13 protein-coding genes are annotated in these 12,951 nt (G+C 67.7%); 5 read left to right on the top strand and 8 right to left on the bottom strand.

The genetic code is table 11. The annotated features are described in order from the left end of the window. Nucleotides 1-185 precede the first annotated feature (185 nt). The 4 genes from OU682_RS13060 to nagB are packed head-to-tail and all read left to right on the top strand — an operon-like array spanning nucleotide 186 to nucleotide 5,483. Entirely contained in the window at nucleotides 186-1,391 is a 1,206-nt protein-coding gene (locus OU682_RS13060) for an ROK family protein (RefSeq protein WP_268942584.1), read from the top strand. Between the two features lie 34 nt (nucleotides 1,392-1,425). Then, nucleotides 1,426-3,780 carry a PIG-L family deacetylase gene (locus OU682_RS13055; protein ID WP_268942583.1) on the top strand — a complete coding sequence of 785 codons (2,355 nt, stop codon included), beginning with the start codon at nucleotides 1,426-1,428 and terminating at the stop codon, nucleotides 3,778-3,780. Nucleotides 3,781-3,795: 15 nt separating this feature from the next. Next, nucleotides 3,796-4,671: a DMT family transporter gene (locus OU682_RS13050; RefSeq protein WP_268942582.1), complete on the top strand. Its 876-nt coding sequence runs from the start codon at nucleotides 3,796-3,798 to the stop codon at nucleotides 4,669-4,671. A 35-nt stretch (nucleotides 4,672-4,706) separates the two neighbouring features. Next, nucleotides 4,707-5,483, top strand: coding sequence for a glucosamine-6-phosphate deaminase (gene nagB / locus OU682_RS13045; RefSeq protein ID WP_268942581.1), 777 nt, complete (start codon nucleotides 4,707-4,709; stop codon nucleotides 5,481-5,483). A 90-nt stretch (nucleotides 5,484-5,573) separates the two neighbouring features. On the opposite strand, the gene OU682_RS13040 is transcribed toward nagB, so the two are convergent. The 6 genes from OU682_RS13040 to OU682_RS13015 form a co-directional block, all read right to left on the bottom strand. Next, entirely contained in the window at nucleotides 5,574-5,699 is a 126-nt protein-coding gene (locus OU682_RS13040; protein WP_268942580.1) for a hypothetical protein, read from the bottom strand. After that, entirely contained in the window at nucleotides 5,665-6,081 is a 417-nt protein-coding gene (locus OU682_RS13035) for an ABC transporter permease family protein (protein WP_268942579.1), read from the bottom strand. Before OU682_RS13035 ends, OU682_RS13040 begins: the two co-directional genes overlap by 35 nt. After that, a complete protein-coding gene (locus OU682_RS13030; protein ID WP_268942578.1) occupies nucleotides 6,071-6,943 on the bottom strand; it encodes a carbohydrate ABC transporter permease in 873 nt (290 codons plus the stop codon). The genes OU682_RS13035 and OU682_RS13030 overlap by 11 nt, the downstream gene beginning before the upstream one ends. A gap of 80 nt (nucleotides 6,944-7,023) precedes the next feature. After that, nucleotides 7,024-8,043, bottom strand: coding sequence for a LacI family DNA-binding transcriptional regulator (locus tag OU682_RS13025; protein ID WP_268942577.1), 1,020 nt, complete (start codon nucleotides 8,041-8,043; stop codon nucleotides 7,024-7,026). Nucleotides 8,044-8,230: 187 nt separating this feature from the next. Then, a complete protein-coding gene (map, locus tag OU682_RS13020) occupies nucleotides 8,231-8,983 on the bottom strand; it encodes a type I methionyl aminopeptidase (RefSeq protein ID WP_268942576.1) in 753 nt (250 codons plus the stop codon). Between the two features lie 106 nt (nucleotides 8,984-9,089). After that, on the bottom strand, nucleotides 9,090-9,977 hold the full coding sequence (locus tag OU682_RS13015; RefSeq protein WP_268942575.1) for a LysR family transcriptional regulator: 888 nt from the start codon (nucleotides 9,975-9,977) through the stop codon (nucleotides 9,090-9,092). 180 nt (nucleotides 9,978-10,157) lie between these two features. On the opposite strand from OU682_RS13015, the gene bla reads away from it, so the two are divergent. Further along, complete coding sequence (gene bla, locus OU682_RS13010) at nucleotides 10,158-11,009, top strand: class A beta-lactamase (protein ID WP_268942574.1); 852 nt, start codon at nucleotides 10,158-10,160, stop codon at nucleotides 11,007-11,009. 256 nt (nucleotides 11,010-11,265) lie between these two features. Here bla and OU682_RS13005 read toward each other — a convergent pair whose 3' ends face one another. Beyond that, nucleotides 11,266-12,015 carry a fumarylacetoacetate hydrolase family protein gene (locus tag OU682_RS13005; RefSeq protein WP_268942573.1) on the bottom strand — a complete coding sequence of 250 codons (750 nt, stop codon included), beginning with the start codon at nucleotides 12,013-12,015 and terminating at the stop codon, nucleotides 11,266-11,268. Then, complete coding sequence (locus tag OU682_RS13000; protein WP_268942572.1) at nucleotides 12,012-12,950, bottom strand: sugar kinase; 939 nt, start codon at nucleotides 12,948-12,950, stop codon at nucleotides 12,012-12,014. Before OU682_RS13000 ends, OU682_RS13005 begins: the two co-directional genes overlap by 4 nt. Nucleotide 12,951: the final 1 nt, after the last annotated feature.

Genomic DNA, 12,951 nt, shown 5'->3' with positions numbered 1-12,951 from the left:
CGCGGGGTCGGAAGCAGGTTGGCGTCTGATGTCACGTCCGTCAATAAAATAATTCACTTGAGTTAATCATTTCTATTTGCCAGTCTGCCTGCATGCCGGGCGCGAACAGGATCGGCGTCCACGAGCCCGCCGGGATCAAGTGGCTGTCGCAAGGATGATGCCCGGAATGTCGAGGACCAGAGGACATGACCCCAACGACGGCTTCGCCCCCACCTGCAGGACGCACCGCAAAGGGCAACAATCCCGGTCGCAGCCGCGGTCACAACCGGCGTGTCCTGCTGGAACTGCTGCGTCGTCACGGGCCGCTGGGCCGCAAGGCCTTGGCCGATCTGGCGCATATCTCGACCCAGGCCGTCGCCAACATCATTGACGAGCTCATGGCCGAGGATTTGCTGGTCGACATGGGCCGCAAGCGCACCTCGCGGGGGCTGCCCCCAATCCAGTACGCGATCAACCCCGACGGCGCGATCACCATCGGGTTCGAGATCGCCGTGGGTTCGCTGACGGCGGTGGTGCTGGACCTTGGCGGCAACCAGCGGGCCCAGGAACAGATCCCCCTGCCTGACATGCGCGCGGGCGTCGTTCTTGACCTGCTGGCCGACATGGTCGCGCGGATCGACGCTGCGTTCAAGGCACAGCTCATGGGGATCGGCGTCGTGATGCCCGGCCCCTTCGGGATCGAGGGCCTTTCGGGCGTCGGCCCCACCACCCTGCCGGACTGGAGCGGCATCGACGTCGCGGCCCTTCTGGCCGAACGCTGCGGCGTCCCCGTCAGCGTCGACAACGACGCGAATGCCGCCGCCGTGGGCGAGATGCTGTTTGGACAGGGACGGTCGGTGTCGGACTTCTGCATTCTCTATTTCGGGGCGGGCATGGGCATGGGGGCGATCGTCGCCGACCAGCCGCTGAAGGGCGCCTTTGGCAACGCGGGCGAGATCGGCCACATCATCGTCGTTCCCGATGGACTGCCCTGCCAGTGCGGACAATCGGGCTGCATCGAGCGCTATGTCTCGCTGCACGCCCTGTCCGAGGCCATGGCCCGCGATGGCGTCATCCCTGATGCGGCCGCCCTTCTGCGTCTGCACGCCGCGCGCGATCCGGCGCTGATGTCCTGGCTGGACCAGGCCGCGCCGCACCTGTCCTGGATCATCGGCCTGCTGGAAAACATCCTGGACCCGCGCACAGTGATCCTGGGCGGCAAGATGCCCCGGCCGATCCTGGAGGATCTGATCGCCCGGCTGGCCATCCCCACCAGCGTGGCCAACCGGCGCGACCGCATCCTGCCCCGCGTCCAGTGCGGCCACACGGGCAAGGAATCCGCGGCACTCGGGGCAGCCGCCCTGCCCTTCTTCAATGTCATCACCCCGCAACTGGATCAGACCGAGGGCTAGGCACCGCGCCCTGCGCCCCGAGTTCAGGAAGACCATGACCCCCGACCAGGAACGACTTGCCCGCCGCGAAGCCTCGCCCGCCTTGTTGCGCTTGTCGCACGCGCTGTCCCGCCTTGGCGGTGTTCTGACCGTGATGAACACGGGCGCCCATCCCGACGACGAGCAAAGCGGGCTGATGGCCTGGCTTCGGTTCGGCCTGGGGCACCGCGTCGTGATCGCATGCTCCACCCGGGGCGAGGGCGGGCAGAACGCGCTTGGTCCGGAACGCGGCGGTCTTCTGGGGGCCATCCGCACCCGCGAGATGGAGGAAGCCGCCCGCGTGCTCGACTGCGACGTGGCCTGGCTTGGCTTCGGGCCGGGCGACGCTGTCCACGACTTCGGCTTTTCCAAGGATGGCGACGCCACGTTCGCCCGCTGGGGCCGGCACCTGATCGTCGCGCGGCTGGCCCGCGCTTATAGGATCTATCGTCCCGATGTCGTGCTGCCGACATTTCTGGATGTCCCCGGACAGCATGGCCATCACCGCGCGATGACCCGCGCCGCGGCCGAGGCCATCGGGCTGGCCGCGGACCCCGCCGCGCTGCGCGACCGCCCCGAGGCGCCCTGGACCGTGACGCATCACTATCTGCCTGCCTGGTCGGGCGGGGGCGGCACCTATGACGACGCACTGCCGCCGCCGCAGGCCACGCTGGAGATAACGGCCGATGCGCAGGACCCGACCACGGGGGTGGCCCATGCCGAGATCGGACAATGGTCGCGGGCCCGGCACGCGTCGCAGGGCATGGGGCAATGGTCGGGCGCATCCCAGCGGACCTGGGGGCTGCACCGGGTAGGCGGCGGTGCCGAGGTTCGGCTGGCCCAGTCCCTGCCGCAGACGTTGGGCGACCTGGCTGACTTGGCTGGGCCGGCAGGAAATGCCATCCACCATGCAGCAGGATGCGTATCCCTGGCGCAAGCGTCCTTTCCGGACCGCGCAAGGATCCGGGAGGAATTGGCGCAGGCCGATGCCGCGCTTCAGGATGCCGAAAGGGCGGCGACCCCCGCCTTCATGAACAAGCATGGCCACCGCCTGGCCCGCAAGCGCCGCGAGATCGGCGTCGCCCTGGCAGAGGCGGCGGGCCTGTCGCCGCTGGCCTGGGTCCAGCCTGCCGGCCTGCGCCCCGGCGGCACGGCAAAACTGCGGGTTGAACACGCGATCCCGCCCGCGGCCTGCGACATGACCATCACGCCGATGCTGCCGCAGGGGGTCGCCGCCCCTGCGATGGCGCTGACCAAGGCCAGTACCGAACTGGAGTTGCGGGTCGCGGAGGATGCACCGCTGACCGACGCGTTCCACCCCGGCTTCGATCCGCTTGGCGGCAACGGTCCTGCCTGGCTGAGGGTCGAGGCCACGATCTCCGGGCGGCCGTTGCAGTTCGCCGTCGATCTTGAACACCCCTTGGAGGTCCTGCCCACACAAGAGGTCGCGCTGCATCCCGCCCGGCTGGTTCGCCTGACCGAGGACCGGGAACCCCTGACTGTCACTGTCACCGGAACCCCTGAGCTGGACCTGCCACCCGGCTGGCACTTGGCGCAAGAGGGATCCAGGCTGACAATCACGCCGCCTGCCGCCACACCGCCCGGCATTGTCACGATACCCGCCACGGTCGGCGGCTGCCCGGCGCATTCCGTTGCCACGGCGTCCTATCCGCATGTCGGAACGGTGCGCCAGTTGGTACCCGCCACGCTGCATGTCCTGACCCTGGATCTTGCGCGACCGCATGGGGCGCGGATCGCTTATGTCGGTTCGGGCGATTCCGTCGGCAACTGGCTCAGGCAGCTTGGCCTAGACGTCACCCTGCTGGACGAGATTGCGCCGGACGAGGATTTTTTGGCCTATACCACGGTCCTGGTGGGCGTGGTGGCCTTTGGCAATCGTCCCGACCTGGCGGCTGCCACGCAGCGCCTGCATGCGTTCGTCCGACATGGCGGGCATCTGGTGACGCTTTATCAGCGGCCGGACCAGGGATGGTATCCCGACAGCACCCCGCCTTGCCGGGTTATGGTCGGCACACCCTCGCTGCGGTGGCGGATCACCGATCCTGCCGCCCCGGTCACGATCCTGGAGCCCGACCATCCCCTGCTGAGCGGTCCGAACCGCATCGGGGCGGGCGATTTCGACGGATGGGACAAGGAGCGCGGCCTGTATTTCGCGGCCCAATGGGCGGATCCCTACGTACCCCTGCTGGCGATGGCCGATCCGGGCGAGGATCCGCTGCACGGCGCGCTGATCTCGGGCCGGATCGGACGGGGGCGTCATACCCATACGGGTCTTGTCCTGCATCACCAGATGGATCGCCTGGTGCCCGGTGCATTCCGGTTGATGTGCAACCTGATCCAGCCCGCCTGAGCTGTGGCGCGACCGATGGCCCCCAGGATCCCCGACGGCGTGGCATGGCTGCTTGCCGACATGACGCTGGTGACGGGCATGACCGTGCTGGTCAAGCTGAGCGGCGCAACCATTCCGGCCATGCAGCTCGTCTTCCTGCGCGCCGCCGTGGGGCTGGGCCTGATCCTGCCCTGGGTATGGGCGCGGCGGGCGGACCTTTTCGCCATGCACCAGCCCGCCCGCAACGCCTTTCGCGTGGGTTGCAACGCCGTCGCGCTCAGCAGCAACTTCCTGGCCCTGACCGCGCTTCCGCTGGTGATGGTCAACGCCATCGGGTACCTGCGGCCGATCGTGACCGTCCTGCTGGCCGTGGCGCTGCTGGGCGAAAAGGTCTCTCGGGCACGCTGGATCGGATCAGTGGGCATAGCGTGCGGTGTGATCATCGCGGTCGGCCCGGACCTGCGGGGAACAGCAGGCCGCGACATCGACGCGACCGGCCTTGTCGCGGCGGTGGTGTCCGTCCTGTTCGGTTCGCTGGCCGTGGTGCAGACGCGCGCCCTGCGCCGCGAAAGCCCCACGGTGATGATGCTGTTCTACACGCTTGGCCTGACCGTGTTGACGGCAGGACCGGCCGCAGCCGTCTGGCAGCCGCTTTCGGCGGCGGACTGGCCCATCGTGCTCGCCATCGGCGCCCTGGGCCAGGCGGGCCAATATTGCTTCCTGCGCGCCTACCGCCGGCAGGAGGCGGCGGTCCTGGCGCCTGTGTCATACGCCTCGATCCTGTTTGCGGCCGCGGCAGGATGGCTCTTCTTCGGTGACCGGCCGTCGGCCCATCTGATGGGTGGCACGGTCGTGATCCTGGGCTGCCTCCTGTGGGCATGGCGTCACGAGCAAGGCTCTGCATCGACATAAACCCTTTTCCTCTTCTAGCCTGGACCAAAGAAACCATGAAAGTTCTTGTCTTTCCGGACGCTGCAACCGCCAGTGCCGCTACCGCCGCCCGGATCGTGGCACGGCTGCATGACAATCCCCGTGCCGTGCTGGGCCTTGCAACGGGCGGCACGATGGAGCCCGTCTATGCCGCGCTGCGTCGCGATCTTGCAGGCGGCCCGGTTGCCTTCACCGCGTTCAATCTGGACGAATATGTGGGCCTGCCCGCCGACCATCCCCAAAGTTACGCCAGCTACATGCGTGCCCACTTCTATGACGCGCTTGGGGTGCCTGCGGCGCAAACGCATCTTCCAAGGGGCGATGCGCCCGATCCGCAGGCCGAGGCGGACCGCTATGAGGCGGCGATCAAGGCGGCTGGCGGGATCGATCTGCAACTGCTGGGGTTGGGCGCGAACGGACATATCGGCTTCAACGAGCCGATCTCGTCGCTCGGCTCCCGCACGCGGGTCAAGACCCTGGCGCGCAAGACGGTGAACGACAATGCCCGTTTCTTTCGACCGGGCGAGGAGGTTCCGCACCAGGCGATCACGATGGGCATCGCGACGATCCTCGAGGCGCGGGAAATTCTTCTTCTTACCACGGGAAAGACAAAATCGCGCGCCGTCGCACAGATGATCGAAGGTCCGGTGTCCGCCATCTGCCCGGCATCGGCGTTACAGATGCACCCTCGTGTCACCGTCCTGCTTGACACCGCCTCCGCCGCGGATCTTTCGCTCCGGGAATATTACGAGATCATATCCAAGCCCGGGCCTGACAACCCGGAAACGCTGTGATGCAGTGAAACGGTCGACCATGACGCAGCCGCATGGACAACAATGCTCTGCCATCGGATCCCGGTCAACAACTGTCCCGAAAGACAGAGATCACGCGTTTCGGGCGTCTTTCAGCGCCGCCTGCAGCTTCTGGAACGCCGCGAAGCGCGCGTCATGGACCCGGCGCGCTTTTTCATCCGGCTCATATTCCGCCGCGGGGCGCGACATGGCGGACATGGCCCGGCCCATCTCGGCGAAGGTCCCCGCGGATCAGGCGCACCGCGATCAGGCCCACGATCGACAGCTCCAACCACCGCGCGGCATGGCGCGAGAACACATAGCCCGCGCAGGTCGAGCCGATGACCGCCAGAAGCGTCGCCCCCAGCGTCACGATGGCCGAGTTCGCCAAGCCCCGGAAGAAGACACCCCACTGCGTCCACAGCGTGACATAATGCTGGGTCGTCGGCTGGAACGTCCATTGCGGCGGCACGGCGAAGATGTCCTGCCCGGGCTTCAGGGACGACGAGACGATGAAGACGATGGGGAACAGCGACCAGAACAGGATCGCCACCACGGCCACGGCCTTTCCCAGCCGGATCAGGATGGTTTCAGCGCGCATTCTTCACCTGCCGACGCAAGAGCCAGATATATCCCGAAGCCAGCACCAGCGAGGCCGCCACCATCAGAAGGGCAGTGGCCGACGCGGTGCCGAAGGCGTTGTAGCTGAAGGCTTCCTGATAAAGGTAGACCGCCACCACCTCGGTCGATCGGGCCGGCCCGCCACCGGTCAGCAGCCAGACTTCCGAGAACATGCGGAAGGCGAAGATATAGCGGAACAGAAGCGCCACCAGGATCGCGGGCCCCATCAGCGGCAGGGTGACGCGCCAGAAGCATTGCAGCCGGGTGGCGCCGTCGATGCGCGCGGCTTCGTAGAGGTCGGAGGGCATGGCAAGCCGGGCCGCATAGAGGATCACGAAGGTGAACGGCAGATGCATCCAGATCGTCAGAAGGACGATCATCACCGTCGCGTCCACCGGATCATAGGACCACTCCAGGACGGGCAGCCCAAGCCCCTGCATCAGCAGCGTGATCGGCCCGATATCCAGGTCGAACAGAAAGCGCCACATGGCGACCGCCACCACCTCGGACACGGCATAGGGCGCCAGCACGGCGACCAGCAGGATGCGCCGGAACGGGATGCCGCTGTTGAAGAGCAGCGCCATGCCAAGGGCCATCAGCATTTCCAGATGCACGGCCACGACAACGATCACGACCGTGTTCCACATCGCGCCGCGGAAGGCGGGATCGGACAGGACGCGCAGATAGTTGCTCCACCCGGTGAATTCCGGCGCCTGTCCGAAGCTGGACACGTGGAAGCTGAGCCAGACGACATAGATCGACGGCAGGATCACCACCACCAGCAGCAGAAGCTGCACAGGCGCCAGCAGGGGGACAACCCCCAGGAATGTCGTCTTCCTCACCATGTCCTCCCCAGCCGGACGAACCGACCGCTTCCTGTTTCAACCCGGGCCTCTCCCCGCCCGGCTTCGCTGTGCAGCAACTACGCGGTGTCGAGAACCCTGCGGGAAACGCCAACCGAATTGCGCCGCTGCAAGGGCGCATCCAGAACGATACGGACCGCCGCGTCCGCCGACCCGCCGATCCGGGTCATCAGGCAGGACCAAGCGGACTGCGCGATATCCGAGATCGGCTGACGCACCGCAGAAAGCGGCACCCTGCGCGCCGTCATCCAGGCATAATCGTCAAACCCGACAAGCGACACATCCGCCGGCATGTCGATCCCCGCCTGGGCAAAGGCCGTCAGCGTCGCCAGGGTCGTGACGTTGGTCGTGGCAATCACGGCAGTCGGATGCCCCTCGCGCGCAAGGAAGGCGCCCAGCCGTGCGGCCCCTTCCTCGACATCCGTCCCAAGTTCGACGATGCGGGGCGCGACCCCTGCCGCAAGGCAGGCATCCGTGATGCCGCGAATACGCTCTGCGATGGGGCGCAGGCCTGCCACCGAAGCGGCGATCAGGATCTCGCGGTGGCCCTTTTCCAGCACGTGCTGGGCAGCCTCGCGGCCGGCGGCATGGTTATCCACGACCACAGTGTCGACGGGCAGGTCCTCTTCGCCGATCCGGTCAACCAGCACGACCGGCAGGGCGACCATCTCGCGTCTCAGCGTGTCGGGGATCGCGTTGGTGCAGGGCACCGCGATCAGGCCAGACGGCTTCCACCCCAACAAGGCACCCAACTGCGCGGCCTCTCGTGCGGCATCGTCCCCCGAAGTGGCAACCAGCACCTGATATCCATCAGCCTCGGCCAGCTTCTCCAGATCCGAAACAAGCGCGGCAAAGAATGTATCGGCCAGACTGGGAACCAGAACCCCCACCACCTTGACCCGGCCCGTGCGCAGTTGCGAGGCGGCGATGTTCTTCTGGTAACCCAGCGTCCGGGCGGCCTCCTCCACGCGCCGGACCACCTCGGGACTGACAAACTTCCGGCCGCTGAAGGCATTGGAGACGGTGGCAATGGACACCCCCGCCTCGGCTGCTACGTCCTTGATGGTAACCGCCGCCATGAGCCTGACCTAAACGTTTAACCCTTAAGTAAAACGTTTATCTTTGCCGCCGCGCTGCTGTTAACTGCAAAGGATGGAAAATTCTGCGGCCGGCCTGAACCCTTGCTTGTCCCGTTCCGCCGCTGCCGGATTGATCGACAGCCCCGTGGGCGGTGTCGGCCAGCGCGCGTCGAAGACGCGCCCTTCGTCAGCCCGGCAGGGTGACGACAATCGCCTTTCCGCGGGTCGCCACGACGGTGTGTTCGTATTGCACGACCGGCGCTTGAGGAGAGCCGTAGAGCGTCCAGTCGTCGCCGGCGGCGGTCTGGGCCCAGGTGCCGCCACGGGACAGGAAGGGTTCGACCGTCATGACAAGGCCGTCATGGATGCAGCGGCGGTCGCCGCGGGTTGGCCATGTTGCGATTTCCCCCGGCTCTTCGTGAAGGGCGCGGCCGACGCCGTGGCTGGCAAGGTTGCGGATCAAGGTATAGCCGCGGCGCCTGGCGAAGGCGCCGATGGCGTTGCCGATGCCGGCCAGCGGCTTGCCGTGGCCGACCTGTGCGATCCCGATCCGGGTCGCCTGTTGACCGTCGCGGCACAACCGCTCCAGCGAGGGGCGCAGGGGTCCCAGGCCGAAGCTTGCCCCGGTATCGGCGAAATACCCGCCGCGCGAGGCCGACACGTCGATGTTCACCAGATCGCCCCGCGCCAGCCTGCGGTCGCCGGGGATGCCATGCGCAATTTCCTCGTTGACGCTGATGCAGGTGGCGCCCGGAAAGTCATAGGTGGCCTGGGGGGCCGAAACCGCGCCCTCCTGGTCAAGCATCTGGCGGCCCAGCTGGTCCAGTTCGCGCGTCGTCATGCCCGGCTCCATCGCTGCGGCCATGCCCTGCAAGGTGTTGGCGACAATGCGGCCGATGGCCTGCAGGCCCTCCAGTTCGTCTTCGTTCGTGATGGTCATCGCGGGCCTCCCGGCAGGGTTGTCCGCAGGCTCTAGCACGTCGTGGTTCCCTTGTCGCGCCTCGGTGCAGATCCTTGCGCCTGACCCGGGGCGCAGGGCCGACACGCTATCCTGTCGCCACGGCAGAGCCTGCGCTGTCGGCCAGCCAAGCCCGGACCTGCGCCATTGCGACGGTCTGCGGCTTGCCGCGCGGCCAGGTCAGCCAATAGCGGCCGGCCTCGACCTCGGCCGCGAAAGGGCGGACAAGGGCGCCGGCTTCAAGCTGGCGGGCGAACATCGCCGCGGGCAACAGGGCGACCCCCTGCCCCGCCGCCGCGAGATCGGCCATGGCGACCGAGCTGTCCAGAACCGGCCCTTCCAGCGGCGGGCAATCGGCCCCGGCAGCGGCAAACCAGTCCCCCCATTCGTCGGCGCGATAGGATCGCAGCAGCCGCTGCCCGGCCAGATCCTGGGGGGTCCGTAGCTGCCCCAGCAGGCCGGGCGCACAAAGCGGCGTCAGCGGGGCTGCGATCAGCGGGTCGGCCTCCAGCCAGGGCCAGGCGGTGCGGTCGCCGAAGCGGATCGCCATGTGCAGGCCCTCCTTGGCAATGTCGATGCGGTTGTTATGGGTGAACACGCGCAGGCTGATGCCGGGATGCGCCGCCTCGAAGGCGGGCAGGCGCGGGATCAGCCAGCCGGTCGCGAATGTGGTGACCACGCCCAGGTTCAGCGCCTCGCGATAACGGCCCCCCTGGAAGCGGTCCAGAACCTCGCCCATCTCGTCGAAATTGCGTGTCAGCACCGGGTGCAGCGCGGCGCCGATATCGGTCAGGATCAACCCGGTCGAGGCGCGGGTGAACAGGCGGTGGCCCAGCAGCTCCTCCAGTCGCTGGATCTGCTGGCTGACGGCGGCCTGGGTCACGCGCAGCTCGATCGCGGCGCGGGTAAAGCTGCCCTGCCGGGCCGCGACCTCGAAGGCGCGCAGCCCGTTCAGCGGAAGGTTCGGTCGGTCCATGCCATCACACCATCTTATGCGCCGCGTCAGGATTTGTCGTTTGGACAGGGCCGGGTCCCTGCCGTATGGAGGTCCGGCGGCCAAGGCGCGACGCGCGCAGGCCGATCCCATAACACAAGCCGATGCCACCCGTCAGGGGTGACAGGATTGTCCCATGCCGGGACCAGACCGGAGATTTGCATGCTGCAATCAACCCTATCCGCGGGCCTTCTGCTGGCCTGCCTGGCCGCGCCCGCCCCTGCGGAAACCATCGCCGAGGCCGCCCGCGCCATCGAGGCTGAACTGGGCGGACGCGTCGGCGTGGCCCTGCGCCGCCAGGGCGGGCCAGAGGTCGCGGGCCATCGTGCGGGCGAACGCTTTCCCCTGTCCAGCACCTTCAAGGCCCCCCTGTGCGGCGCGATCCTGACCCTGGTCGATGCCGGAGAGGATGAGCTGGACCGCGTGATCGGCTATACCCCCGCCGACCTGGTGACCTATTCCCCGGTCACCGAAACACGCGACGCCATGACCGTGGGAGAGCTGTGCGAGGCCACGATCACGCTCAGCGACAACACCGCCGCCAACCTGCTGCTGGAGCGCGTCGGAGGCCCCCAGGATTTCACCGAATACCTGCGCGCCATCGGCGACGACACGACCCGCCTGGACCGGTGGGAAACCGACCTGAACGAAGGGGCTCCGGGCGATCCGCGCGACAGCTCGACCCCCGCCGCGATGGTCGCCACGCTGGAGAGGCTGCTGTTCGGCCCGGTCCTGTCGGACGCCTCGCAGCAGCAGTTAGAGGCCTGGATGCGCGCCGACCGGGTGGCCGACGACCTGATCCGCGCCAGCCTGCCGGAAGGCTGGATCATTGGCGACAAGACCGGCGCGGGCGGTCACGGGTCGCGTTCCATCGTGGCGGTGGTCCGTCCGCCAGAGGGCGATCCCTGGCTGGCGGCGGTCTATCTGACAGGCAATCAGGCCGACATGGCCACCCGCAACCGCGCCATCGCCCGCATCGGCGCGGCCATCGTCGCCGAGATCGAGGACCGGTGACGGGCGATCTCGTGCGGAGAGCCGCGTGCCGGTGGTCCGACTTCACAGGTCGGGCGCGATCATCTCGTGTTCACTCGGCCGGCGGGCGAAAGCCTGATGCGCCTTGGAGAGCATCGTTTCGCTGCTGCACGCCGGAGCAACCGTTCGGAGAAGGCGGGGGGCGGCAACGCCGCTGACCTGATGGACTGGAACGGGCGGCAAGCGCTCTGCCGGTGTGGATGATTTCACCGTGGACGCGGCATGGCTGATGCGGATTTCAGCCTGGGACCGAAGGCATAAGGCGCACCGCCACCCCTGCCCCGCCTGCGCTTGCTCGCGCGGTGCCTGCATCCTTCAGCGGCAGGGGCCCGATCCTTGCACCGGTGATGATCACGTCCCCCTTGCGCAGGGGCGCGCCCTGCTCGGCCGCATGGCCTGCCAGCCAGGACAGGAAGGACAGCGCATCATCCAGGGTCTGCAGAGTCTCCGACGCCTGGATCGGCTTTTCGTCCAGCCACAGGCGGATGCCCAGTGAACCCGCCATGGCCTCGCCCCAGTTGTCCAGGCGGTCCCCCAAGACGATGCCGCCTGAACTGAAGGCATCGGCCATGGCCTCCAGTGGCTGCACCGCAGTCCGGTCCGCAAAGCGCGAGGCAACGATCTCGAAGCACAGCCGGACCTCTCCGATGGCGGCCATGACCGTTTCCCGGTCAGCACCGGGATGCAGATCGGCCCCAAGGATCAGCGCGGTTTCGACCTCGATGCAGGCGTCCTGCGGCAGGGGCGCCAGCGTGTCGCCCGAGGCCCGGACAAGCCTGCCGGGCAGCGCCGCCGCGTGCCGATCCCGCCCCGCCAGCAGCGCCATTTTCCATGCCCCGCTGCCAAGCTCCCGGATCACGGCGCGCTGCACCGCATAGGCGGCGTCGGTATCCGGCGGGGATACCGGCAGACCCGCGGGCCGGGGTCTTCCGTCCCAGACATCCAGCAGCGTTCGGGCCGCCGTTGCGGCATCAAATGTGTCAATCATGAAATGCTTTTCGTCAGGTCCAGATCGGGCATTGCTGCCCGGGGGATAATCGCGCCCGGATGGGTCACGACGATGGCGGCCAGTCGCGCGGCGGCAGCGATGGCGGGTCCATTGGGCAGGCCCGCCAAACGTGCGGCCAGCAGGCCGGCGTTGAAGCTGTCGCCTGCGCCGGTGGTATCGACGGCGGCGACGGCCGGCGGCAGGTCGTGCCGCTGAACCGCGTCTTCGTCCGCCGCACAGCGCAGCACCGCGTCGCCGCCGGTGGTCAGGATGATCTCGGCCTGCCCCATTCCGCGCAAGACCGCGATGGCGGAGGCGGGATCGGCGCAGCCGAAGCAATCCGCCATGTCGTCAAGCGAGGGCAGCACCAGCGTGGCGAGCCCGGCCGCATGCGCGATCACCTGCCGCGCCGTCGCGGCATCGGCCCACAGGGCGGGGCGATAGTTGGTGTCGAAGACGATGCTGGCCCCCTGCGCCCGGCGCCTTTGCAGCGCATCGAGCAGCGCCCCCCGCCCGTCCGGTCGCAGCACCGCAAGGGCGACCGCCGACAGGAACAGCGTATCGGCATTGTCCAGAGCCGCAAGGTTGGCTCCGCCCTGGAACATGTCGCGAAAGGGTGACTGGTCGCGCCAATAGGCGAAGCTGCGTTCTCCGGCCGCATTGGTCGCAATGAAGCTGAGGCCGGGCCGCCCGCCTGCCCTTTCGGCCATGGACGCGGTATCGACTCCCTCGGCCTCGATCTGGCTGCGAAGCCACCGGCTGTGGGGGTCGTCGCCAAGGCAGGACAGATAGCCAACGGTTCCCGGTGCGGTCAGCCGCGCGAGATAGATCGCCGTGTTCAGCGTATCGCCGCCTGCCCGCCTGTCAAAGGTCGAGGGCGCATCGGCACGCGCGGTGAACTCGATCAGCGGCTCGCCGATGGACAGGACGCGCATG

Source organism: Paracoccus benzoatiresistens, from assembly GCF_026913015.1.
GTDB lineage: Bacteria > Pseudomonadota > Alphaproteobacteria > Rhodobacterales > Rhodobacteraceae > Paracoccus > Paracoccus benzoatiresistens.
This window is presented reverse-complemented; position numbering and strand designations above follow the sequence as displayed.